At 55.6% G+C, this 24,086-nt stretch carries 24 protein-coding genes and 5 tRNA genes; 11 read left to right on the top strand and 18 right to left on the bottom strand.

Features of this window, described 5'->3' with window-relative positions; all coding sequences use genetic code 11:
* The first annotated feature begins 11 nt into the window (after positions 1-11).
* Positions 12-1,295, top strand: coding sequence for a putative acyl-CoA thioester hydrolase (locus LBF07_RS17795; RefSeq protein WP_033144970.1), 1,284 nt, complete (start codon positions 12-14; stop codon positions 1,293-1,295).
* A gap of 88 nt (positions 1,296-1,383) precedes the next feature.
* Here the strand turns inward: LBF07_RS17795 and pgl are convergent, their stop codons facing one another.
* Complete coding sequence (pgl, locus tag LBF07_RS17790; RefSeq protein ID WP_023292974.1) at positions 1,384-2,379, bottom strand: 6-phosphogluconolactonase; 996 nt, start codon at positions 2,377-2,379, stop codon at positions 1,384-1,386.
* Between the two features lie 140 nt (positions 2,380-2,519).
* Here pgl and LBF07_RS17785 point away from each other — a divergent pair, with 140 nt between their 5' ends.
* Entirely contained in the window at positions 2,520-3,338 is an 819-nt protein-coding gene (locus LBF07_RS17785; RefSeq protein WP_033144968.1) for a pyridoxal phosphatase, read from the top strand.
* On the opposite strand, the gene modC is transcribed toward LBF07_RS17785, so the two are convergent.
* The 4 genes from modC to LBF07_RS17765 all read right to left on the bottom strand — a co-directional run bounded on the left by modC (position 3,339) and on the right by LBF07_RS17765 (position 6,190).
* On the bottom strand, positions 3,339-4,397 hold the full coding sequence (modC, locus tag LBF07_RS17780) for a molybdenum ABC transporter ATP-binding protein ModC (RefSeq protein WP_029742082.1): 1,059 nt from the start codon (positions 4,395-4,397) through the stop codon (positions 3,339-3,341).
* A gap of 2 nt (positions 4,398-4,399) precedes the next feature.
* Positions 4,400-5,089 carry a molybdate ABC transporter permease subunit gene (gene modB, locus LBF07_RS17775; RefSeq protein WP_033144966.1) on the bottom strand — a complete coding sequence of 230 codons (690 nt, stop codon included), beginning with the start codon at positions 5,087-5,089 and terminating at the stop codon, positions 4,400-4,402.
* Positions 5,089-5,862, bottom strand: a complete 774-nt coding sequence (gene modA / locus LBF07_RS17770) for a molybdate ABC transporter substrate-binding protein (protein ID WP_094934371.1) — start codon at positions 5,860-5,862, stop codon at positions 5,089-5,091. Before modA ends, modB begins: the two co-directional genes overlap by 1 nt.
* Before the next feature lie 178 nt (positions 5,863-6,040).
* Complete coding sequence (locus LBF07_RS17765; protein WP_023310811.1) at positions 6,041-6,190, bottom strand: AcrZ family multidrug efflux pump-associated protein; 150 nt, start codon at positions 6,188-6,190, stop codon at positions 6,041-6,043.
* A 127-nt stretch (positions 6,191-6,317) separates the two neighbouring features.
* Here LBF07_RS17765 and modE point away from each other — a divergent pair, with 127 nt between their 5' ends.
* From modE to gpmA, 7 genes are all read left to right on the top strand, one after another.
* A complete protein-coding gene (modE, locus tag LBF07_RS17760) occupies positions 6,318-7,106 on the top strand; it encodes a molybdenum-dependent transcriptional regulator (RefSeq protein WP_094934372.1) in 789 nt (262 codons plus the stop codon).
* A 67-nt stretch (positions 7,107-7,173) separates the two neighbouring features.
* A complete protein-coding gene (gene modF / locus LBF07_RS17755) occupies positions 7,174-8,646 on the top strand; it encodes a molybdate ABC transporter ATP-binding protein ModF (protein WP_048976077.1) in 1,473 nt (490 codons plus the stop codon).
* Positions 8,647-8,847: 201 nt separating this feature from the next.
* Positions 8,848-9,864 (top strand): UDP-glucose 4-epimerase GalE, encoded by a 1,017-nt coding sequence (gene galE, locus LBF07_RS17750; RefSeq protein ID WP_023334950.1) that lies wholly within the window; start codon positions 8,848-8,850, stop codon positions 9,862-9,864.
* 9 nt (positions 9,865-9,873) lie between these two features.
* Positions 9,874-10,920, top strand: a complete 1,047-nt coding sequence (gene galT, locus LBF07_RS17745; protein ID WP_063440600.1) for a galactose-1-phosphate uridylyltransferase — start codon at positions 9,874-9,876, stop codon at positions 10,918-10,920.
* Positions 10,921-10,924: 4 nt separating this feature from the next.
* A complete protein-coding gene (gene galK, locus LBF07_RS17740) occupies positions 10,925-12,073 on the top strand; it encodes a galactokinase (RefSeq protein ID WP_029739550.1) in 1,149 nt (382 codons plus the stop codon).
* Positions 12,067-13,107 carry a galactose-1-epimerase gene (gene galM, locus LBF07_RS17735; protein ID WP_094934373.1) on the top strand — a complete coding sequence of 347 codons (1,041 nt, stop codon included), beginning with the start codon at positions 12,067-12,069 and terminating at the stop codon, positions 13,105-13,107. Before galK ends, galM begins: the two co-directional genes overlap by 7 nt.
* A gap of 206 nt (positions 13,108-13,313) precedes the next feature.
* Positions 13,314-14,066, top strand: a complete 753-nt coding sequence (gene gpmA / locus LBF07_RS17730; RefSeq protein ID WP_033144959.1) for a 2,3-diphosphoglycerate-dependent phosphoglycerate mutase — start codon at positions 13,314-13,316, stop codon at positions 14,064-14,066.
* Between the two features lie 61 nt (positions 14,067-14,127).
* Here gpmA and aroG read toward each other — a convergent pair whose 3' ends face one another.
* Entirely contained in the window at positions 14,128-15,180 is a 1,053-nt protein-coding gene (gene aroG, locus LBF07_RS17725; protein WP_058841707.1) for a 3-deoxy-7-phosphoheptulonate synthase AroG, read from the bottom strand.
* A gap of 304 nt (positions 15,181-15,484) precedes the next feature.
* Between aroG and LBF07_RS17720 the strand changes: the two genes are divergently transcribed.
* Both LBF07_RS17720 and zitB read left to right on the top strand, forming a co-directional pair.
* Positions 15,485-15,865, top strand: a complete 381-nt coding sequence (locus tag LBF07_RS17720) for a protein YbgS (RefSeq protein ID WP_087822191.1) — start codon at positions 15,485-15,487, stop codon at positions 15,863-15,865.
* 104 nt (positions 15,866-15,969) lie between these two features.
* A complete protein-coding gene (zitB, locus tag LBF07_RS17715; RefSeq protein ID WP_058841708.1) occupies positions 15,970-16,908 on the top strand; it encodes a CDF family zinc transporter ZitB in 939 nt (312 codons plus the stop codon).
* Here the strand turns inward: zitB and pnuC are convergent.
* The 12 genes from pnuC to tolR form a co-directional block, all read right to left on the bottom strand.
* The gene (gene pnuC, locus LBF07_RS17710; RefSeq protein ID WP_094934374.1) at positions 16,905-17,624 is read right to left on the bottom strand and encodes a nicotinamide riboside transporter PnuC; all 720 of its coding nucleotides are present in this window, start codon (positions 17,622-17,624) and stop codon (positions 16,905-16,907) included. The genes zitB and pnuC overlap by 4 nt on opposite strands.
* 22 nt (positions 17,625-17,646) lie before the next feature.
* The gene (gene nadA / locus LBF07_RS17705) at positions 17,647-18,690 is read right to left on the bottom strand and encodes a quinolinate synthase NadA (RefSeq protein ID WP_069303829.1); all 1,044 of its coding nucleotides are present in this window, start codon (positions 18,688-18,690) and stop codon (positions 17,647-17,649) included.
* A gap of 222 nt (positions 18,691-18,912) precedes the next feature.
* A tRNA-Lys gene (locus LBF07_RS17700) sits at positions 18,913-18,988 on the bottom strand.
* Between the two features lie 31 nt (positions 18,989-19,019).
* Positions 19,020-19,095: transfer RNA gene (locus LBF07_RS17695), tRNA-Lys, on the bottom strand.
* 41 nt (positions 19,096-19,136) lie between these two features.
* A tRNA-Lys gene (locus LBF07_RS17690) sits at positions 19,137-19,212 on the bottom strand.
* A gap of 3 nt (positions 19,213-19,215) precedes the next feature.
* A tRNA-Val gene (locus LBF07_RS17685) sits at positions 19,216-19,291 on the bottom strand.
* Positions 19,292-19,317: 26 nt separating this feature from the next.
* Positions 19,318-19,393 (bottom strand) — tRNA-Lys (locus tag LBF07_RS17680).
* Between the two features lie 161 nt (positions 19,394-19,554).
* Positions 19,555-20,349, bottom strand: a complete 795-nt coding sequence (gene cpoB / locus LBF07_RS17675) for a cell division protein CpoB (protein WP_048976319.1) — start codon at positions 20,347-20,349, stop codon at positions 19,555-19,557.
* 9 nt (positions 20,350-20,358) lie between these two features.
* Entirely contained in the window at positions 20,359-20,880 is a 522-nt protein-coding gene (pal, locus tag LBF07_RS17670; RefSeq protein ID WP_003858578.1) for a peptidoglycan-associated lipoprotein Pal, read from the bottom strand.
* 35 nt (positions 20,881-20,915) lie between these two features.
* Entirely contained in the window at positions 20,916-22,208 is a 1,293-nt protein-coding gene (tolB, locus tag LBF07_RS17665) for a Tol-Pal system beta propeller repeat protein TolB (RefSeq protein ID WP_008501103.1), read from the bottom strand.
* Positions 22,209-22,342: 134 nt separating this feature from the next.
* Positions 22,343-23,629: a cell envelope integrity protein TolA gene (tolA, locus tag LBF07_RS17660; protein WP_029740419.1), complete on the bottom strand. Its 1,287-nt coding sequence runs from the start codon at positions 23,627-23,629 to the stop codon at positions 22,343-22,345.
* Positions 23,630-23,657: 28 nt separating this feature from the next.
* The gene (tolR, locus tag LBF07_RS17655; protein ID WP_094934375.1) at positions 23,658-24,086 is read right to left on the bottom strand and encodes a colicin uptake protein TolR; all 429 of its coding nucleotides are present in this window, start codon (positions 24,084-24,086) and stop codon (positions 23,658-23,660) included.

Here is a 24,086-nt window from a genome sequence, read left to right as displayed (position 1 = left end):
GGAGCTCTACCTTGAACATTTCCAGGATTTCCCGTCTGGCGTTAGCACTCGCCTTTGGCGTGACCTTATCCGCATGCAGTTCAACACCACCGGATCAGCGCCCTTCTGAGCAGGTTGCGCCCGGTACCGCCTCCCGCCCGATTTTGTCCGCTGATGAAGCGAAGAACTTCGATCGTGCGCACTACTTCTCGGCAATGGATCCTAACGCTGCGCCGTGGACACCGTCTTCTATCAACCTGCCTAAACAGCCTGACTTCGTGGTTGGCCCGGCGGGTGCGCAGGGCGTAACGCATACCTCTATTCAGGCTGCGGTTGATGCTGCCATCACTAAACACAGCGCGTCTCGCCAGTACATCGCGATCCTGCCGGGTGAATATGAAGGCACCGTGTATGTTCCGGCGGCCCCTGGCAGCATTACGCTTTACGGTCTGGGCGAAAAAGCGATCGACGTAAAAATTGGCCTGGCGATTGATTCCGAAATCGACAGCAACACCTGGCGTCACCTGGTGAATCCGGCCGGTAAATATATGCCGGGCAAACCGGCGTGGTATATGTTTGATAACTGCCAGAGCAAGCGTTCTGCCACCATTGGCGTGATGTGCTCGGCGGTATTCTGGTCTCAGAATAACGGTCTGCAGCTGCAGAACCTGACCATTCAGAATACCCTGGGCGACAGCGTTGATGCTGGTAGTCACCAGGCCGTTGCGCTGCGTAGCGATGGCGATAAGGTGCAGATTAATAACGTCAACATTCTGGGCCGTCAGAACACCTTCTTCGTGACCAACAGCGGCGTGCAGAACACCCTGCAGAATAACCGCCTGACCCGTACTCTGGTGACCAACAGCTACGTTGAAGGTGACGTGGATCTGGTGTCCGGTCGCGGCGCGGTGGTGTTTGATAATACCGATTTCCGCGTGGTGAACTCACGCACTCAGCAGGAAGGTTACGTGTTTGCTCCGGCAACCCAGTCTAACCTCTTCTACGGCTTCCTGGCCGTGAACAGCCGCTTTAACGCTGCCGGTGACGGCGTGGCGCAGCTGGGACGCTCCCTCGACGTGGACTCTGCGACCAACGGTCAGGTCGTGATCCGCGACAGCGTGATCAATGAAGGCTTCAACATGGCGAAGCCGTGGGCTGATGCCGCGATCTCCAAACGTCCATTCTCCGGCAATACCGGTGCGGTGGATGATAAAGGGAACGTGCAGCGCAACCTGAACGACGCTAACTTTAACCGCATGTGGGAATACAACAACCGCGGTCTGGGTAGCAAAGTGGTTGCTGAGCCGAAGCAGTAAGCTGTTTTGCCGGGTGGCGGCTTCGCCTTACCCGGCCTACAGAGATAAAAAAACCTCGCATTCGCGAGGTTTTTTTGTTTTTAACCGCTTAGTGAGCGTTTACCACCACCCACATTGGCCCCTGGCCTACTGCGTAACGTCCTTTCTCTTCCAGTAGCCCCTGCTCGCCTTTAATTTCATACAGCGCGATGTGGTGGGATTTCTGCCCCGCCGCAATCAGGTATTTACCGCTGTGATCGATATTAAAGCCGCGCGGCTGGGTTTCCGTTGGCTGGAACCCTTCAATCGCCAGCACGCTGCCGTCTTCAGAGACGCTAAAGACGGTAATCAGGCTGGAGGTACGGTCGCAGGCGTACAGATGGCGACCATTTGGCGTAATGTGGATATCCGCCGCCCAGCGGGTATCGGAGAAATCAGACGGCATCATGTCCAGCGTCTGCACGCACTCGATCTGACCGTTTGGATCTTTAAGCTCCCATACGTCCACAGAGCTGTTCAGCTCATTCACCACGTAGGCGTACTGCTGGTTCGGATGGAAGACCATATGGCGCGGGCCGGCACCTTCAACGGTAGTCACTTCGGCAGGGTTCTGCGCCACCAGATGACCATCGTCGCTCAGGGTGAACAGGCAGATACGATCCTGCTTCAGCGCAGGCACCCACAGCGTGCGGTTATCCGGAGAAATATTCGCCGAGTGGCAGCCTTCAAGCCCTTCCACCACATCCACGGTTTCGACCGGAATACCATCTTCCAGACGCGTTACGCTGACGCAGCCCGCGTTATAAGAGCCGCTGAAGACAAAGTTGCCTTTACGATCGGTCGAGATATGGGTTGGGCTGCCCGGCAACGGGGCTTCGGCAGTGTACGTCAGCGCACCATCGTCCGGAGAAATGCGATAGGCCAGCACGCGGAACTCCGGGCGCACACCCACGTACAAGAAACGTTTATCCGGGCTGATGACCATCGGTTGCACCTGGCCTGGCACATCAACAACCTGAACCAGCGTGAGTGTCCCTTCGGTATTTAAACGCCAGACGTGGATCTGCTGGCTTTCAGGACTGGCGGTATAAACGGTTTGTTTCATGAATATTCACTCCTCACTGCGCATGAAAGTAGTTAACTTTTGACGGTGAATGCTGAATTGTCGACAGGAGTTTTGAAGCGTTCGCCTCTCGGTGTACCATCCCATCAAAACGTAAATTCAATATTAACCCGGGAAAACAGATGACCTCGCGTGTGATTGCTCTGGATTTAGACGGTACCTTACTGACGCCGCAAAAAACCCTTCTCCCCTCCTCCCTTGAGGCGCTAAAACGCGCGCAGGAAGTGGGATATCAACTCCTTATCGTAACGGGTCGACATCACGTTGCCATTCACCCTTTTTATCAGGCACTGGCGTTAGATACACCTGCAATTTGTTGTAATGGCACTTATTTGTATGATTATCAGGCAAAAAAGGTTTTAGAATCCGACCCGCTGCCGGTTCCCCAGGCGCTGCAGCTGATCGATCTGCTGGATGAACATGCCGTTCACGGCCTGATGTACGTGGATAACGCGATGGTGTACGAGCGCCCTACTGGCCATGTGGTGCGCACCAGCAACTGGGCGTTGTCCCTGCCTGAAGCGCAGCGTCCGGTCTTTACCCAGGTTTCCTCCCTGCGTCAGGCAGCCCAGGACGTTGAGGCTATCTGGAAATTTGCCCTGACCGATGAAGACACCACCAAACTGAATACCTTCGCAAAACACGTGGAACACACGCTGGGTCTGGAGTGCGAATGGTCCTGGCATGACCAGGTGGATATTGCCCGCAAAGGCAACAGCAAAGGCAAGCGCCTGACGCAGTATGTGGAATCACAGGGCGGGTCGATGCGTGACGTGATCGCCTTCGGCGACAACTACAACGACATCAGCATGCTGGAAGCCGCCGGTACCGGCGTGGCGATGGGCAATGCCGACGACGCGGTAAAAGCCCGCGCCAACGTGGTGATTGGCGACAACACCACCGACAGCATTGCGCAGTACATTTATACCCACCTGCTGTAATCAGGCGGTAATCGAGACGCTCTTAATTTGCGCGTAAAGCCACAGGCCGGGTTTGATCCCTAACTCATCCCTTGCCCACGGGCTGATGCGCGCCCAGAGCGTCCTGCTGCCGACTTCAAGCTTCACTTCCACCTGCCCGTTATCATCAAAACACTCCGCGACTTTGGCGCGCAGAATATTTCGAATACTGGTTTGCAGCGGCGGCTGCAGTACCAGCGAGACATCCGACGCCTGGATGCGAATTCGCAGCGCGGACTGTAACGGTTTGTCGATCTTATTGACCCAAAGATGCTGATCGCCCAGCGCCAGGGCGGTCATCGCGTAGTGCGGATGATGTTCCAGAACGCTCACTTTAAGAATGCTGCTCTGCTGTTCCCGGGGTAACCAGGGGTGCATTACGCTGCTGCCCCACACCTCTTCCAGGTTGCCGAAGGCCTTCACGCTGCCCTCTTCCAGCACCAGCACCTTGTCGGCCAGATGGAGGATCTCATCCAGCGAATGGCTGACGTAGAGCATCGGAATATTAATTTCGCGCGTCAGGCGCTGCAGATAAGGCAGAAGCTCGCGTTTACGCGGAATATCGAGCGAGGCCAGCGGTTCGTCGAGCAGCAGCAGCTCGGGGGCGGTCAGCAACGCGCGACCAATGGCCACACGCTGTTTTTCTCCGCCGGAGAGCGAGGATGGCAGCCTGTCGAGCAGAGGCTCAATGCCTAAAAGCGTCACCAGTTTGTCAAACTGCCCGGCCATGCTTTTCGCCATGCCGTAACGCAGGTTGCCGCGCACGCTGTAGTGCGGGAACAGGCGCGCGTCCTGGAAAACATAGCCGATGCGGCGTTTATCCGGCGAGAGGTAAATTTTGTTCTCCACGTCATTCAGGACGCGGTCATTCAGGACAATACGGCCAGACTGCGGGCGGGTCAGGCCGCTGATGGCATTAATCAGCGACGTTTTTCCCGCTCCCGACACGCCAAAGATGGCGGTGATTCCGCTTGCCGGCAGCGTCTCGTTAAGCGTCAGGGTATGGTTTCCCAGCGTCTGGGTGAAATGGAGTTCCAGCATGCTTATTTCCCCATCCGCTCGCGGCTGAGCCGCGCCAGCCATTCAGACACCATCAGCGATACCAGCGCCAGCACAATTGAAATAATACACAGCCGCGCCGCCGCGCCTTCACCGCCCGGCGTTTGAATCAGAGTATACATTGCCGACGGGATGGTTCGCGTCTCGCCGGGGATGTTCGACACAAAGGTGATCGTCGCGCCAAACTCGCCCAGCGAGCGGGCGAAGGCCAGCACCGTCCCGACAATAATGCCCGGCAGCGTGAGCGGAAGCGTGATGGTGAAAAAGACGCGCCAGCGCCCTGCGCCCAGCGTGCGGGCCGCCTGTTCGAGCTTCATGTCCACGCCTTCCAGCGCGAGGCGTATCGCCCTCACCATCAGCGGGAATGACATCACCGCCGCCGCCAGTACCGCACCGCGCCAGCTAAACGCAAACGTCAGCCCAAACCAGTCATAGAGCTTCTCGCCGATAAAACCGCGTCGCCCCATCGAAATCAGCAGCAGGTAACCGACCACCACGGGCGGCAAAACGAGCGGAAGATGCAGCACGCTGTCGAGCAGCGTTTTGCCGGGAAATTGACAGCGAACCAGTAGCCAGGCAAAGAAGATCCCAAAGGGCAAGCTCAGCGCAACCGCCAGGGAAGAGACTTTTAGGCTCAGCAGAACAGCCTGCCATTCAGGATCGGTCAATATCATCAGTGAGTCGTAAATCCATAACGTTTAAAGATTGCGGACGCCTCCGGCCCTTTCAGGTAATCGCGGAAGGCCGTCACGGCCACATTTTTATGTCCATCAACAATCGCAACAGGATATTCCACTTTCTTGTGGGAGTCTTCCGGGAACGTTGCGACCACTTTTACACCTTTACTGGCAACGGCATCAGAGCCATACACAATGCCCAGCGGGGCTTCGTTGCGTTCTACCAGCGCCAGCGCGCCGCGCACGTCTTCCGCCGGGGCCAGCTTCGGTGACAATGTCTCCCATGCACCCAGCTTTTGCAGCGCTTCTTTGGCATAAATCCCGGCCGGAACGTGCTCCGGGTCGCCCACGGCCAGACGGCCACCGTTCAGCAGGCTCGTCCAGTGGGTCTCTTTGTTGATGGTGAAGTCCGCCTGCGCGCTGGCTTTTGGCGCCACGACAACCAGGCTATTCCCCAGCAGCGTTTCGCGGGTTGTGGCATCAATCGATTTCTTCTCCGTCGCGTAGTCCATCCACTTCTGGTCAGCCGAGATGAACAGATCCGCCGGTGCGCCCGCTTCTATCTGGCGCGCCAGCGTCGAGGAAGAGGCAAAAGAGGAGACCACCTCGACGTTTTTCTCTTTTTTATACGCCGCCGCGATGTCCTGCAGCGCGTTGGTCAGCGACGCCGCGGCAAAGACGGTGATTTTACCCTCGTCCGCCAGCGCGTGTCCGGTAAGTGAAAGCGTCAGCGTTGCCCCTGCGAAAAGGCGTATCCATGAACGTGCCATCTGTAACTCCTGTGAGTAGCGTTATATACATCTTAATATAACGATTACGTCAGGGAGATCCCAGCGTTTAATCGTAACGCTGAAGGGGTAAACCGGTGTGATGCGTTAAATAATATCGGCGTAGACGGGAAAATCTTGAGAGCAAAACGCCCGGACTGGCCGGGCGTTTTGTGGGGAATCAATGCTGCTTTTTAGCCTGGTCTTTGTGACCAATGTTCGAAAAGACGTTGAACACTTCACCCAGGCCGTAGATGGCACCGAGGATGATGGCCATCACTACTGGTACCATGATCACGGCGAATACCAGACTTTTCAACAACTCTAACATGGTTTTCTCCAGATATTGTGAACGGCTCATTCTACCCTTTCAAGTGAGAAAAACATCCCCTTTTGTGCGGTACCCTTTGCGCCCTGCGCCATTTGGGTCACAATACTCTTTTTGCCAGGACACTGTTATGCAGGCCGAAATTCTTCTCACTCTACGACTTCAGCAAAAGCTTTTCGCCGATCCGCGACGTATCGCCCTGCTTAAACAAATAGAACAAACGGGCTCGATTAGCCAGGGGGCGAAAAACGCGGGTATCAGCTACAAAAGTGCCTGGGACGCCATCAACGAAATGAACACCCTGAGCGAACACCCGCTGGTGGACAGAGCCACAGGCGGCAAAGGCGGCGGCGGTGCGATCGTGACGCGCTATGGCCAGCGCCTTATTCAGCTTTACGATCTGCTGGCCCAGATCCAGCAAAAGGCGTTCGATGTGTTGAGCGACGACGATAACGTTCCGCTGGACAGCTTGCTGGCCGCCATTTCCCGCTTCTCGTTACAAACCAGCGCCCGCAACCAGTGGTTTGGAACGGTGACGGCGCGCGACAATCTCCAGGTACAGCAGCATATTGAGATCCTGCTTGCCGATGGCACCACCCGTCTGAAGGCCGCAATAACGGCGCAGAGCGCAGAGCGCCTTGAGCTCGATGAAGGTAAAGAGGTGCTGGTGCTGCTGAAAGCGCCGTGGGTCAATATCACGCGCGATCCCGACGCCGCAAAGGCGGCCGATAACCAGCTCCAGGGCGCTATTAGCCATATCGAACGCGGCCAGGCGCAGTGCGAAGTGCTGATGACCCTCGCAGACGGGCAACCGCTTTGCGCGACGATACCGCTTAGCGAAGCGGACGGTTTAGAAGAAGGTACTGTCGTTACCGCCTGGTTCAACGCAGACCGGGTGATTATCGCCACATTGTGCTGAGCGCATTGACAATCGCGCCGACAGTGCGTATCCCTGATATCTGTTGCTGCAAAAACAGGGATAAACCATGTCATCATTGCATATTTCGCAAGGCACGTTTCGTCTTAGCGATACCCGAACGCTGACGATTGCTGATTTGACGATACGCGCGGGTGAAAGCTGGGCGTTTGTCGGCACTAACGGCAGCGGTAAATCCGCGCTGGCCCGCGCGCTGGCCGGCGAGCTCCCCCTCCTCAAGGGCGATTACCAGGGCGACTTTACGCGCCTGACGCGCCTGTCATTTGAACAATTGCAAAAGCTGGTAAGCGACGAGTGGCAGCGCAATAACACTGATTTACTCAGCCCTGGCGAAGAAGATACCGGCCGTACGACGGCGGAAATTATTCAGGATGAGGTGAAAGATCCCGCCCGCTGTCAGCGCCTGGCAGAACGGTTCGGCATCACCGCCCTGCTCAACCGGCGCTTTAAATACCTTTCAACCGGCGAGACGCGAAAAACGCTGCTTTGCCAGGCGCTGATGAGCGAGCCCGAGCTGCTTATCCTCGACGAACCCTTTGACGGCCTTGACGTGCAGTCCCGTGCGCAGCTGGCGGCCCTGCTGGAGTCGCTTAATCAGCAGGGATATACCCTGGTTTTGGTGCTTAACCGCTTCGATGAAATTCCGGACTTTATTCAGCACGCGGGCGTACTGGCCGACTGTAACCTGACCGAGACCGGCGAAAAAACAGCGCTGCTCAAGCAGGCGCTCATTGCCCAGCTCGCACACAGTGAACAACTCGACGGAATTACGCTTCCGGAACCTGACGCCCCTTCGGCCCGCCATGCGCTCGATCCCCACCAGCCGCGCATCGTGCTGCGAGATGGGATTGTCTCTTATGACGATCGCCCGATCCTCAACCGTCTTAGCTGGACGGTCAATCCCGGCGAACACTGGCAGATTGTCGGCCCTAACGGCGCGGGAAAATCCACGCTGCTGAGCCTTATCACCGGCGATCACCCGCAGGGCTATAGCAACGATCTGACGCTGTTTGGTCGGCGTCGCGGCAGCGGCGAAACCATCTGGGATATTAAAAAACATATCGGCTACGTCAGCAGCAGCCTGCATCTGGATTACCGGGTCAGTACCACGGTACGCAACGCGATCCTTTCCGGGTATTTTGATTCCATCGGTATTTATCAGGCGGTGTCTGACAAACAGCACAAGCTCGCCCAGCAGTGGCTGGATATTCTGGGCATGGACAACCGGGTCGCTGACGCGCCGTTTCATAGTCTGTCGTGGGGGCAGCAGCGTCTGGCCCTGATCGTTCGCGCGCTGGTGAAACACCCTACGCTTCTGATCCTCGACGAACCGCTGCAGGGACTCGATCCGCTGAATCGCCAGCTTATCCGCCGCTTTGTGGACGTGCTGATTAGCGAAGGTGAAACGCAGCTGCTGTTCGTTTCACATCATGCCGAAGATGCCCCCGCCTGCATCACGCATCGTCTGGAGTTTGTGCCGGACGGTGAGGGTTATCGCTATCTTCTCAGCAACGTCGATTAACCGTGGAGGGCTCTGCCCTCCTCTTTTTCAGATAACTTGCATCAATACATCGCTATCTCTTTGATCTAGAATGCACTCAGTCATTAAAAAAGCGGGTGTGAAAACGAGTGTAAACGATTCCACTATTTTATCCCATGTCACACTTTTCGCGTCTCTGTTATGCTATGGTTATTACATACCATAAGCCCAATGGAGCGAAATATGCGAGTTCTGGTAACAGGTGGTAGCGGTTACATAGGTAGTCATACCTGCGTGCAACTGCTGCAAAACGGTCACGACGTCATCATCCTCGACAACCTGTGCAACAGTAAGCGCAGCGTGCTGCCGGTGATTGAACGCCTTGGCGGTAAACAACCGACTTTCGTGGAAGGCGACATCCGCAACGAAGCGCTGATGACCGAGATCCTTCACGACCATGCCATCGAAGCAGTGATCCACTTCGCGGGTCTGAAAGCGGTCGGTGAATCCGTTGCGAAGCCGCTCGAGTATTACGACAATAACGTCAACGGTACTCTGCGTCTCATCTCCGCCATGCGCGCTGCGAACGTCAAAAACTTCATCTTTAGCTCCTCCGCCACCGTCTACGGCGATCAGCCCAAAATCCCTTACGTTGAAAGCTTCCCGACCGGTACACCGCAAAGCCCGTACGGCAAAAGCAAGCTGATGGTGGAGCAGATCCTGACCGACCTGCAAAAAGCACAGCCGGAGTGGAGCATCGCGCTGCTGCGCTACTTCAACCCGGTCGGCGCGCATCCGTCCGGCGACATGGGTGAAGATCCGCAGGGCATCCCGAATAACCTGATGCCGTATATCGCCCAGGTTGCCGTGGGTCGCCGCGACTCGCTGGCGATTTTTGGCAATGACTATCCGACCGAAGACGGTACCGGCGTGCGCGACTACATCCACGTGATGGATCTGGCCGACGGTCACGTTGCGGCCATGCAGCAGCTAGCCAACAAACCGGGCGTGCATATTTACAACCTCGGCGCCGGGGTCGGCAGCAGCGTGCTGGACGTGGTTAACGCCTTCAGCAAAGCCTGCGGCAAGCCGGTGAACTATCACTTCGCTCCGCGTCGTGATGGCGACCTGCCTGCTTACTGGGCCGATGCTACCAAAGCCGACAAAGAGCTTAACTGGCGTGTGACGCGCACGCTTGATGAAATGGCACAGGATACCTGGCACTGGCAGTCACGCCACCCGCAAGGCTATCCGGACTAAGGATCCGTCATGACGCAATTTAATCCCGTCGATCATCCGCATCGTCGTTTTAACCCGTTAAGCGGGCAATGGATTTTGGTTTCTCCGCATCGCGCCAAGCGCCCCTGGCAGGGCGCGCAGGAGACGCCTGCAAAACAGACGCTGCCACAGCACGACCCGGACTGCTTCCTCTGTCCGGGCAACACGCGCGTCACCGGGGATAAAAACCCGGACTACAAAGGCACCTTCGTGTTCACCAACGATTTTGCCGCGCTGATGACCGACACGCCGGACGCGCCGGAAAGCCACGATCCGCTGATGCGCTGCGAAAGCGCGCGCGGAACCAGCCGCGTGATCTGCTTCTCGCCGGATCACAGCAAAACGCTGCCCGAGCTGAGCGTGGACGCGCTGAAAGAGGTCGTCAGCACCTGGCAGGCGCAAACCGCAGAGCTGGGGCAGAGCTATCCGTGGGTGCAGGTGTTCGAAAACAAAGGCGCGGCCATGGGCTGCTCTAACCCACACCCGCACGGCCAGATCTGGGCGAACAGCTTCCTGCCTAACGAAGCCGAGCGTGAAGACCGTCTGCAGAAAGCGTATTTTGCTGAAAACGGTTCGCCGATGCTGGTGGACTACACCCAGCGCGAGCTGGCCGACGGCAGCCGCACCGTGGTGGAAACCGAACACTGGCTGGCCGTCGTCCCTTACTGGGCCGCCTGGCCGTTTGAAACGCTGCTGCTGCCGAAAGCGCACGTGCAGCGCATCACAGATCTTAGCGACGCGCAGCGCGACGACCTTGCCCTGGCGCTGAAAAAGCTCACCAGCCGTTACGACAACCTGTTCCAGTGCTCCTTCCCGTACTCTATGGGCTGGCACGGCGCCCCGTTTAACGGCGAAGAGAATCAACACTGGCAGCTGCACGCCCATTTCTATCCGCCGCTGCTGCGCTCTGCGACGGTACGTAAATTTATGGTGGGCTATGAAATGCTGGCGGAAACCCAGCGTGACCTGACGGCGGAACAGGCGGCAGAACGTCTGCGTGCCGTTAGCGACGTCCACTATCGCGAATCAGGAGTCTAAAAAAATGAGTCTGAAAGATAAAACACAATCCCTGTTTGCTGAGAAATTTGGCTACCCTGCCACCCACGTTATTCAGGCGCCAGGCCGCGTTAACCTGATCGGTGAACACACCGACTATAACGACGGATTCGTGCTGCCGTGCGCCATCGATTACCAGACCGTCATCAGCTGTGCGAAGCGCGACGACCGTAAAGTTCGCGTGATTGCGGCGGATTACGGTAATGAGACGGACGAGTTTTCCCTCGATGCCCCGATTGTGACGCACGACAGCCAGCAGTGGTCTAACTACGTGCGCGGCGTGGTGAAACACCTTCAGAAGCGTAACAAGAACTTTGGCGGCGCAGATTTAGTTATCAGCGGCAACGTGCCGCAGGGTGCGGGCTTAAGCTCCTCTGCGTCCCTGGAAGTCGCCGTGGGCACCGTGTTCCAGCAGCTTTATCATCTGCCGCTGGACGGCGCGCAAATCGCCCTGAACGGTCAGGAAGCAGAAAACCAGTTCGTGGGCTGCAACTGCGGCATTATGGACCAGCTGATCTCCGCACTGGGCAAAAAAGAGCATGCCCTGTTAATTGACTGCCGCTCGCTGGGCACCAAAGCCGTTCCCCTGCCGAAAGGCGCGGCTGTGGTGATCGTCAACAGCAACTTTAAGCGCACGCTGGTGGGCAGCGAATACAACACCCGCCGCCAGCAGTGCGAAACCGGCGCCCGCTTCTTCCAGCAGCCTGCCCTGCGCGACGTGACGCTCAATGAATTTAACAAAGTGGCGCACGAGCTGGATCCGGTTGTCGCCAAACGCGTTCGTCACGTGCTGACGGAAAATGCCCGTACCGTTGAAGCCGCGTCCGCGCTGGCGAAAGGTGACCTGAAACGCATGGGTGAGCTGATGGCGGAATCTCACGCCTCCATGCGCGATGATTTTGAAATCACCGTTCCGCAGATCGACACCCTGGTGGACATCGTTAAAGCCACCATCGGCGACAAAGGCGGCGTGCGCATGACGGGCGGCGGTTTTGGCGGCTGCATCGTTGCGCTGGTGCCAGAAGAGCTGGTCCCTGCCGTACAGGATGCCGTGGCGAAGCAGTACGAAGCAAAAACGGGTATCAAAGAAACCTTCTATGTTTGTAAAGCATCACAAGGAGCCGGACAGTGCTAAACGAAACACCTACCCTTGCACCGGATGGTCTGCCGTATCGCCTGTTAACCCTGCGCAACAGCGCGGGGATGGTCGTTACGGTGATGGACTGGGGGGCAACCCTTCTTTCTGCCCGCGTACCGATGCCGGACGGCAGCGTGCGCGAGACTCTGCTCGGCTGCGCCTCGCCTGAGCAGTACGTCAATCAGTCCGCCTATCTGGGCGCGTCCGTCGGGCGCTATGCTAACCGCATCGCGAAGAGCCGTTTTGAACTCGACGGCGTGCCGTACATCCTGCTTCCAAGCCAGGGTGAGAACCAGCTGCACGGCGGTCCGGACGGATTCGATAAACGCCGCTGGAAGATTGTTCGTCAAAACGACGGCGAAGTGCTGTTCTCGCTGGATTCGCCTGATGGCGATCAGGGCTTCCCGGGGAACCTTGTCGCGTCCGCGCGCTTTACGCTGACCGACGACAACCGTATCGCCATTGAATACCGTGCGACGGTCGACAAGCCGTGTCCGGTCAATCTGACCAATCACGCGTACTTTAATCTGGACGGTAACCAGTGCGACGTGCGTGAGCACAAGCTGCAGATCCTGGCGGATGCGTATCTTCCAGTTGACGAGATGGGCATTCCGTATCAGGGCCTCAAAGACGTGAGCGGCACCAGCTTTGACTTCCGCAGCGCGAAGTCCATCGCCCAGGATTTCATGAGCGATGACGATCAGCGTAAGGTAAAAGGCTACGACCACGCTTTCCTGCTGCAGGCCAAAGGCGATGTGAAACAGCCTGCCGCACAGGTCTGGTCTGCGGATGAGAAACTGCAGATGACGGTTTATACCACAGCCCCTGCCCTGCAGTTTTACTCAGGCAACTACCTCGGCGGCACGACGGCGCGCGAACACGATGAGTACAGCGACTGGCAAGGCCTGGCGCTGGAGAGCGAGTTCCTGCCGGACAGCCCGAACCATCCGGAATGGCCGCAGCCAGACTGCGTGCTGCGTCCGGGTAAAGAGTACGTGAGCGTGACGGAATATCATTTTATTCCACATTAATATCCAGCCCTCCCTCCGGAGGGCTTTTTTCTGCGCGCCTTGCTGAAAATAGCGCCGATCGCAGACAAAATCATAACCCTGGATTCACAAGCATCTTACACTCAGAGACTATTTTCGCTATGGTTAGGGTTAAGCGTTGCTGGTGGCACAGCCACGGCAATATAATGAGAATTGTTATCATTCTAAAAATGCTTGAGGAGTAAGAGATGGCTATAACTAAGCTGGTCCTGGTGCGTCACGGCGAAAGCCAGTGGAACAACGAAAACCGCTTTACCGGTTGGTACGACGTTGATCTGTCTGAGAAAGGCGTAAGCGAAGCAAAAGCAGCGGGTAAACTGCTGAAGGAAGAAGGCTTCAGCTTTGATTTTGCTTACACCTCTGTGCTGAAACGTGCCATCCACACCCTGTGGAACGTGCTGGACGAACTGGATCAGGCCTGGCTGCCGGTTGAGAAGTCCTGGAAACTGAACGAACGTCACTACGGTGCGCTGCAGGGCCTGAACAAAGCGGAAACCGCTGAGAAATATGGCGACGAACAGGTTAAACAGTGGCGTCGCGGCTTCGCAATCACCCCACCAGAACTGACCAAAGATGACGAGCGTTACCCGGGCCACGACCCGCGTTACGCGAAGCTGACCGACGCTGAGCTGCCAACCACCGAAAGCCTGGCGCTGACCATCGACCGCGTTGTGCCTTACTGGAACGAAACCATTCTGCCACGCCTGAAAAGCGGCGAGCGCGTGATCGTCGCGGCTCACGGTAACTCCCTGCGTGCGCTGGTGAAATACCTGGACAACATGGGTGAAGACGAAATCCTCGAACTGAACATCCCAACTGGCGTACCGCTGGTGTATGAGTTCGACGAAAACTTCAAGCCAATCAAACACTACTATCTGGGTAACGCAGAAGAGATCGCGGCGAAAGCAGCGGCTGTCGCGAACCAGGGTAAAGCGAAGTAATTTTCGCAAGGCATAAAAAAAGCGCGGAGCCTTCCGCGCTTTTTTATTTGTGCCTGAGAATTCAGCCGCGGCGCGCTTTTACCGCATTCGCCAGCTGACGCAGGATGGTATCGGTATCGTCCCAGCCAATGCAGGCATCGGTGACGCTTTTGCCATACACCAGCGGCTCGCTGCCTTCCAGGTTCTGGTTACCTTCAACCAGATGGCTTTCGATCATTACCCCAATCACCGCCTTCTCACCGCCGGCAACCTGCTGGCAGACGTCTGCACCCACTTCCATCTGCTTTTTAAACTGCTTGCTGGAGTTAGCATGGCTGAAATCGATCATCACCTGCGGTGGCAGCCCGGCTTTTTCCAGCCCGACCTTCACTTCCGCCACGTGTTTCGCGCTGTAGTTCGGCTCTTTGCCGCCGCGCAGAATGATATGGCAGTCACCGTTACCGCTGGTGTTAACGATGGCGGAATGGCCCCATTTGGTCACGGACAGGAAGCAGTGCGGCGCACCCGCTGCGTTGATGGCGTCAATAGCCACCTTAATGGTGCCGTCAGTGCCGTTTTTGAAACCCACCGGGCAAGAGAGACCGGACGCCAGCTCGCGGTGCACCTGAGATTCGGTTGTGCGGGCACCAATTGCGCCCCAGCTCATCAGGTCTGCCAGGTATTGCGGCGTTATCATGTCCAGGAATTCACCGGCCGCAGGCAGGCCGCTGTCGTTGATCTCCAGCAGCAGCTTGCGCGCAATGCGCAGGCCGTCGTTGATCTGGAAGCTGTTATCCATATGCGGATCGTTAATCAGTCCTTTCCAGCCCACGGTGGTGCGCGGTTTTTCAAAATAGACGCGCATCACGATTTCCAGCTCGTCCTTCAGCTCTTCACGGAGGGTGAGCAGACGGGCAGCGTACTCTTTCGCAGCTGCAGGATCGTGAATGGAGCACGGACCAATCACCACCAGAAGACGATCGTCATTACCTTTCAGGATCTTATGGATCGCTTTACGAGCATGAGAAACCGTGTTTGCGGCATTTTCAGTGGCGGGGAATTTCTCAAGGAGCGCTACAGGAGGTAATAACTCATTGATCTCTTTAATGCGTAAATCGTCGTTCTGATAATTCATTTTCTTTCCAGCTCTGCCATATCTTTAGTAATGAAAGCAATCCTTTCAATCTATCTTGTCGACCAGGAAGTGTAAACACGGTTTTACACTTCACGCAGATAATTCCTGGAATTCGCCTAAAAATCGCCACAAAATAGCGAAAAACGAGATCTAACCTAAGCTTTTTAACTGTAACAACCAATTTTACACGCTTAAACGCGATTCCCTACTGACGTAAGTCCGTAAGGCGGAATCTTTCGCCTCAGAAAAAGATGCACTGTTGGAGAATGTTATCCAGCGTAACGACAAGAACAGGAGCACCATGATGAAAATGACAAAACTGGCAACCCTCTTCCTGACCGCCACACTTACTCTGGCAAGCGGCAGCGTCCTGGCCGCGGAAACGGGCACATCAGACAGCAACGGTGATGCGAATGCCGCTGCGGCAGCAGGCCAGCCCGCACCTGATGCGAAACAGAATATCGCCCCGAATAATGTCGACAACAGCCAGATCAATACCGGCAACACTAACAACGGAGGCACCATGCTGCATCCCAACGGCAGCGGTTCCGGCACCATGAATCATGACAATATGAGTTCGGACGAGGTTCATAAGAACTCAATGTGCAAGGACGGCAAATGCCCTGACCCTAATGACAAAGTAGGGAACGACGCGAATACCAAAACCGATGGCACCACCCAGTAATGTAGGGTTCGGTAAGAAAAAGGAGAGCTCTGGCTCTCCTTTCTTTTTGGAGTAACCTATTAAAAACGCTACACTAAAAACAATAACACATCAGGAAAGCAGACATGGCGCACTCCCATTCCCACTCACCCTCTCCCGGCAACGACAACGCTAAACGACTGATGCTGGCCTTTGGCGTCACGGCAACGTTTATGGTTATCGAGGTCATTGGCGGCCTGATTTCCGGCTCTCTGGCGCTACTGGCTGATGCCGGACACATGCTGACCGATGCCGCAGCGCTGCTCTTCGCCCTGCTGGCGGTGCAGTTTGCGCGTCGTCCTCCCAATGCGCGCCATACCTTCGGCTGGCTGAGGCTGACAACCCTCGCCGCGTTTGTTAACGCTATTGCGCTGGTGGTCATTACCGTTCTTATCGTCTGGGAGGCCGTACAGCGCTTCAGACACCCGCAGCCGATCGCCGGGGCGACAATGATGGTGATTGCCGTGGCGGGGCTGCTGGCGAATATCCTCGCCTTCTGGATTTTGCACCGCGGCAGCGGGGAAAAGAACCTCAACGTGCGCGCTGCGGCTCTGCATGTTCTGGGTGATTTGCTCGGCTCAGTCGGGGCGATTGTCGCCGCGCTGGTGATCCTCTACACCGGCTGGACGCCTGTCGATCCGATTCTGTCCGTGCTGGTGTCGTGTCTGGTCTTGCGCAGCGCCTGGCGGCTACTGAAGGAGAGCGTGAATGAACTGCTTGAAGGGGCACCGGCATCGATGGATATTGACGAGCTGAAGCGCAACCTGCGCCGTTCAGTCCCGGAAGTCCGCAATGTTCATCACGTGCACGTCTGGCTGGTGGGGGAAAAACCGGTCATGACGCTGCACGTCCAGGTGATCCCGCCTCACGACCACGATGCGCTGCTTGAACGCATCCAGCATTTTCTTGAACATCACTACGAAATTGGCCACGCCACCATCCAGATGGAGTATCAGCCCTGTAACGGGCCGGACTGCCACCTTAACGAGGCGCAGTCCGGACATTCACATCAGCATCACCACTAGCTGGAAAGCGCGTGAGAGCCTCGCTCACGCGCGCTCTTAATCCACATCCGGCTGCCGTTCAGCGCAATGAAGGTCAGCAGCAGATATTCCAGCGACATCGCATAGACGCCCTGCAGGGCGAAGATCGCCACGCTGATCACGTTGATGATGACCCACAGCAGCCAGTTCTCAACGTATTTACGGGTCATCAGGATCATCGCCGCAATCGACAGCACCATCATGCAGGAATCCCAGAACGGGAAGGCATCCGGCTGGAGCTCGGGCATCGTCACGTTCAGGCCGAAACCGGACATGACCGAAACGGCAACGCGGGTCAGGAACGCAAACACCGGGTTGATATAGACGGTCATTAAGCCAATGGCGACCACGCAGGCGACAAACCAGGCGATGGCTTTCGGCAATGGAAGCCAGCGGATCTGCAGTTCTGCCTCCTGCTGGCTGTTCTGACGCGACCACGCGTACCAGCCGTAAATATTGGCGGCGAAGAAGAACAGCTGCAAAAGCAGGCTGGCGTACAGCTGGATCTGGAAGAAGATAATCGCAAACAGCGTAACGTTAATCAGCCCGAACGCGTAGTTGCTGATCTTCTCCAGGCTTGCCAGCCAGATACAGAGTAATCCCGCCAGCGTGCCAATGGCCTCAATCCATGACAGGTCATAGCCACCTGCACCAATCGGTATATGAACCAGAATGTTCTGCGTGCTAAAAAAATCCATCTTTTCCCCGGGGCGTTTTGAATTAAGTACGTAGTGTAGCTGCAAAATCCAGCATGCGGTTAAGCGGAATTAACGCACCTTCACGCAGGGCGGCATCCACATGGATTTCATGTGCTGCACCGCCCGTCTCGAGCCCTTCGGCAATGGCCTTCAGGCCATTCATCGCCATCCACGGACAATGCGCACAGCTGCGACACGTTGCGCCCTCGCCCGCCGTTGGCGCTTCAAGGAGCTCTTTCTCCGGCACGGCCTGCTGCATCTTGTAGAAGATACCGCGATCGGTCGCCACGATGAGCTGCCTGTTAGGCAGCGTTCTGGCCGCGTTGATAAGCTGGCTGGTTGAGCCCACGGCGTCCGCCATGTCGACAATCGACTGCGGTGATTCAGGGTGAACAAGAATCGCGGCGTCAGGATAAAGTGCCTTCATGCGCGCCAGCGCCTGGGTTTTGAATTCGTCGTGCACAATGCAGGCACCCTGCCAGCAGAGAACGTCAGCCCCCGTCTGCTTCTGGACATAATTTCCAAGATGGCGGTCAGGCGCCCAGATAATTTTCTCGCCAAGGCTATCCAGATGTTCAATCAGCTCAACGGCGATGCTGGAGGTGACAACCCAGTCTGCCCGCGCTTTTACCGCCGCAGAGGTGTTGGCGTAAACCACCACGGTCCGGTCAGGGTAGGCGTCACAGAAGGCCGTGAATTCGTCAATCGGGCAGCCGAGATCCAGTGAACACTCCGCATTAAGCGTCGGCATCAGAATGGTTTTTTCAGGGCTCAGGATCTTTGCCGTTTCGCCCATAAAACGCACGCCAGCAACCAGCAGCGTGGAAGCAGGATGTTTTGCACCGAAGCGTGCCATCTCCAGTGAGTCAGAAATACAGCCCCCGGTCTCTTCCGCCAGTTGCTGAATTTCCGGGTCGGTGTAGTAATGAGCCACCATCACCGCATCTCGTTCTTTGAGAAGACGTTTGATCTTCTCACGGTAGAATTGCTTTTCGTCCTGGCTCAGCGGGACAGGCTTTGGCGGAAACGGATAGATTGCGGCTTCAGGATCAAACATCACACTCATTATGGCTTCTCGTTTTACGGGCTTAACAATATTGCCTTTCTTTTGCATGACATAGCAAAACGCGTGGCAATTGTGTTTTGTATACTAAACAAGATAGCGAATATGAGAGGAAAAGTCACCGGAAATAGGTGCGGATAGCATTTGTCGGTCAGCGGCTTCGCCTTGCCCGACCTGCACAGACGGCAGATAGCAAAAAGGCGCCTTTAGGGCGCCTTTCTACACTGGTGGGTCGTGCAGGATTCGAACCTGCGACCAATTGATTAAAAGTCAACTGCTCTACCAACTGAGCTAACGACCCCTTGCGGGATGTACTTCAAATTTATTCAGGCTGGTGGGTCGTGCAGGATTCGAACCTGCGACCAATTGATTAAAAGTCAACTGCTCTACCAACTGAGCTAACGACCCTTTTGGGTGTTGCCTGAATTATCACTCGGAACCAATAAAATTGGTGGGTCGTGCAGGATTCGAACCTGCGACCAATTGATTAAAAGTCAACTGCTCTACCAACTGAGCTAACGACCCGAGTGGTGGGTGATGACGGGCTCGAACCGCCGACCCCCTCCGTGTAAAGGAGATGCTCTACCAACTGAGCTAATCACCCACTCTGTACTGCTGGTGTGCGTTAAGTGGTGGGTCGTGCAGGATTCGAACCTGCGACCAATTGATTAAAAGTCAACTGCTCTACCAACTGAGCTAACGACCCACTTTTACGCTGTTTTCACGTTGTTTGATATCCCGTGGCAACGGCGGCATATATTACTGATTTAAGAATTCAGCGCAACAAAAATTTCGATGAAGATCACTTAACTGCTTACGAATCATGCTGCACGACCAGAAATAACGCGATTTCTGGTCATGCGATAATCATCCCATCGAATTCAGACGTTTTTGCGCCTGCTTAGCACCTTCGGTACCCGGGAATTTAGAGACCACCTGCTGATAAACCGCTTTGGCTTTCGCAGTGTCGCCTTTGTCCTGCATGATGACGCCCACTTTATACATCGCATCAGGCGCTTTTGGCGATTTCGGGTAATTTTTCACCACTGAGGCAAAATAAAACGCCGCATCGTCCTTTTTACCCTTGTTGTAATTCAGCTGACCGAGCCAGTAATTCGCATTTGGCTGATAAGTGGAATCAGGGTATTTCTTAACAAAGTTCTGAAACGCAGCAAGCGCGTCATCCTGACGAGATTGATCCTGCACCAGGGCAATGGCCGCGTTGTAGTCCGTATTCGCGTCACCGCTCTGTACAGGCGCACCTGTTGCAGCAGAAGCATCCGCAGCCGGAGCTGATGTCGCCGCACCGGTCTGATCGCCCGCGGCTGGCTGTGCTTGTGCTGCTGCACCACCGCTGCTCAGGCTATCTATCTGCAGCAAAATCTGCTTCTGACGTTCCACAACCTGGTTCAACTGATACTGGCTTTCCTGAATCTGGCCGCGGAGAGAGTCAATATCGTTTTGGTTATCAGAAAGTTGTTGCTGGAGTTGGGTTAAAAGCTGGCTGTGAGCGTTAGAAATACGCTCGAGTTGAGTGACCCGGTCTTCTACCGAGCCTGAGCCGACACTACTGATTGGTGCCTGAGCAAAAGCGGCCCAGGGGGCCGCTATTCCAACCAGTAACGACAGACTCAACAGATGATGTCTGAAGTTACTGCTCATGCAATTCTCTTAGTAAACCAGTACGGCACGACGGTTTTTGGAGTAAGCCGCTTCGTCGTGACCCAGTACTGCAGGTTTTTCTTTACCGTAAGAAACGATGGAGATCTGGTCAGCAGAAACGCCTTTACCCTGCAGGTACATTTTAACAGCGTTAGCACGACGTTCACCCAGGGAGATGTTGTACTCTGGAGTACCACGTTCGTCCGCGTGACCTTCTACGGTGACTTTGTAAGATGGGTTGCTACGCAGGAAGTTAGCGTGAGCATCCAGCATCGCAGCGAAGTCAGAACGGATGTCGTATTTATCCAGATCGAAGTAAACGATGTTGTTCTGCTGCAGCTGCTGCATCTGAAGACGCGCCTGCTCTTCAGAAGACATGTTGCCATTGCCGTTCGCGTCCATACCGGTGCCGGCACCCATCATGCCTTCGCCGCTCTGGTCATTGCTGGCGTTCTTGTTAGAAGAACACGCTGCGATTGCCATTACAGGCAGAGCGATCATCAGCCCCTTCAGCACTTTGTTCAGTTGCATTTCTATGATTCCTTTAGTAATCAATTAATTATTATTTACAGATACGGCGACCAGGCAGGTGATTTTACCTGTCCATCAGTTGCCGGAATACGCGCTTTGAAACGCCCATCTGTAGAAACCAGATTCAGCACAGATCCCATCCCCTGAGAAGAGCTGTAGATTACCATCGTGCCGTTAGGTGCCAGACTTGGCGTTTCATCCAGGAACGTTGACGACAGAACTTGAACGCCACCCGCTACCAGATCCTGTTTGGCAATGTGCTGCTGCCCACCGTTGGAGCTCACCATTACCATAAATTTACCGTCGCTGCTCACGTCTGAGTTCTGGTTCTGCGAACCTTCCCAGGTAATACGCTGCGGAGCACCGCCGTTGATGTTGACTTTATAGATTTGTGGACGGCCAGCCTGGTCAGAAGTAAACGCCAGGTTTTGACTATCCGGGAACCATGAAGGTTCAGTGTTGTTGCTGCGACCGTCGGTCACCTGACGGATCTGGCCAGAGCCAATGTCCATCACGTACAGGTTCAGGCTACCGGTTTTTGACAGCGCAAACGCCAGTTTAGACCCGTCCGGAGAGAAGGAAGGCGCACCGTTGTGACGTGGGAAAGACGCCACCTGACGAACAGCACCGTTTGCCAGCGTCTGGATAACCAGCGCTGAACGGCCACTTTCGAAGGTTACATAGGCCAGTTTAGAACCGTCCGGAGACCAGGCTGGAGACATCAGCGGCTGTGAAGAACGTTTCACCAGGAACTGGTTGTAGCCGTCGTAGTCAGATACGCGCAGCTCATACGGGAACTGACCACCGTTGGTCTGCACCACATAAGCAATACGGGTACGGAACGCCCCTTTAATGCCGGTCAGTTTTTCAAATACCGCATCGCTGGCAGCGTGTGCCGCGTAGCGCAGGTACTGCTTCGTAACCTTGTAAGAGTTCTGTGCCAGAACGGTACCCGGTGCACCGCCGGTATCCACCAGCTGCCAGGCCACGTTGTAAGAGCCGTCCGGGTTAGGCGTAACCTGACCCACAACCACGGCATCAATACCCAGTGCAGACCATGCTGCAGGCTGTACTTCCTGCGCGCTGCCCGGCTGCTGCGGCAGACGAGAACGATCTAACGGGTTGAATTTACCGCTGTTACGCAGGTCAGCCGCCACGATGCCACCGGCATCTTCAGGTGCAGCGCCAGGACCGGCCCACTGGAACGGAACAACACCGATTGGGCGTGCCGAGTCCACCCCCTGGGTGATCTCGATACGTACTTCTGCGTGCAGTACTGCTGCCCACAGCATTAAAAAACTAAATGCTACACGTAATGCCTGCTTCATCATATCTCCCTTATCCGGGTAACCTTACCCACGATAATTTAGCAGAATGTTAACAAACTCAAATAGACAAAACTACCAGAACCCTGTGACTAAACCTGGTCTATTTTTCCCCGTTTGCACGGGGAAAATGTAACTTAAGGTTTGAAGTCCAGCGGCGCATTTTTGAAGACTTCGTAAACTGCCTGAGACGGCGGTTTAGGCATCTTCGCCTGACGCGCTGCAGCCAGGGCCGCAGTACATAAAGCCGGGTCGCCACCTTCAGACTTAATATCCAGCAGCATGCCGTCCGGAGCCAGTTTTATACGCAACGTACACGTTTTACCGGTATAGGAAGACGCATCATAGAATCGGCTTTCAATAGCGGATTTAATCTGCGCGGCATAACCGTTGATTTCAGCCCCTGTCGCACCGTTACTCTTAGTGTTACCACTTCCCGTCGGCGCTGCGTTGTTTCCTTTCGCCCCACCGCCCGTTTTCGGTGCATTCTTACCGGAGCTCAAATCGCCCAGCAGATCGTCAACCCCTGCGGCAGCAGCAGCTTTTTCAGCAGCAGCGGCCTTTTTGGCTGCCGCTTTATCAGCAGCAGCTTTCTTATCGGCAGCGGCCTTCTCAGCTGCAGCTTTCTTATCGGCGGCAGCCTTCTCAGCTGCAGCTTTTTTATCGGCAGCGGCTTTCTCAGCAGCGGCAGCTTTTTCTGCAGCCGCTTTCTCAGCAGCAGCCGCTTTCTTCGCGGCCTCGGCAGCAGCTTTCTTCTCTGCTTCCTGAGCGGCTTTTTTCGCGGCTTCCGCTTCGGCTTTCTTCTGAGCATCAGCAGCGGCTTTCTTCGCCGCTTCCGCTTCAGCTTTCTTCTGAGCATCGGCAGCGGCTTTCTTCGCCGCTTCCGCTTCAGCTTTCTTCTGAGCATCAGCAGCGGCTTTCTTCGCCGCTTCTGCCGCTAATTTTGCCTGGGCATCAGCCTGTGCTTTCGCGTCCGCTGCGGCTTTTGCTGCCGCCTCTTCCGCCTGCTTTTGCTGTTCCTGTGCTTTCTTCGCGGCCTCTTCGGCTTGCTTCTGCTGTTCCGCCTGCTCTTTCGCAGCTTCCTGCGCCTGCAAACGCTCTTTCTCAAGCTGCTTCAGACGCTCCTGCTCTGCGGCCTGCTTTTCACGCAGTTCTTCCGCCTGCTGTTGCGACTGTTTTTCACGCTGCTCTTCAGCCCGTTTGGCACTCGCCTTCTGCTGCTGTTCGCGATTATAGTTCTGTACTACCGCACCGGGATCCACCATCACGGCGTCAATGGAAGACCCTCCACCGCCACCGGCTGATGCATCAATATGCTCGTCGAACGAACTCCAGATCAGCGCTGCAAAGAGAATCACGTGCAGCACTGCGGAGACGATTATCGCTCGCTTAAGCTTGTCGTTCTGTTCGGTTGCCTTTGACACTATCGGTTCCCAAAAACTACGCGGATGATCAAATAGGTTGGGTCATTAAGCCAACTGACTTAACACCCGCACTATGTAGCAAGTTCAGCGCTTTAATAATTTCATCGTAGGGTACGTCTTTCGCGCCACCGATTAAGAAGACCGTTTTCGGATTTGACTCCAGACGACGCTGCGCTTCAGCAATAACCTGCTCAGGCGGCAGCTGATCCATACGATCTTTCTCTACCACGACGCTGTATTGCCCTACGCCGGAAACCTCAATGATAACCGGAGGATCGTCATTGGTGCTCACCGCCTGTGATACTGTCGCATCCGGCAGATCCACTTCCACGCTCTGAGTAATGATTGGCGCTGTAGCCATGAAGATCAGCAGCAGTACCAGCAGGACGTCCAGCAGTGGAACGATATTGATTTCGGACTTGAGCTCGCGACGACCTCGTCCACGCGATCTGGCCAT

Origin of the sequence: Enterobacter cloacae complex sp. ECL352 (assembly GCF_020149545.1) — a bacterium.
Classification (GTDB): domain Bacteria; phylum Pseudomonadota; class Gammaproteobacteria; order Enterobacterales; family Enterobacteriaceae; genus Enterobacter; species Enterobacter asburiae_B.
Note: the sequence above shows the minus strand (reverse complement) of the source record. Positions and strands in the feature narration are given on the sequence as shown.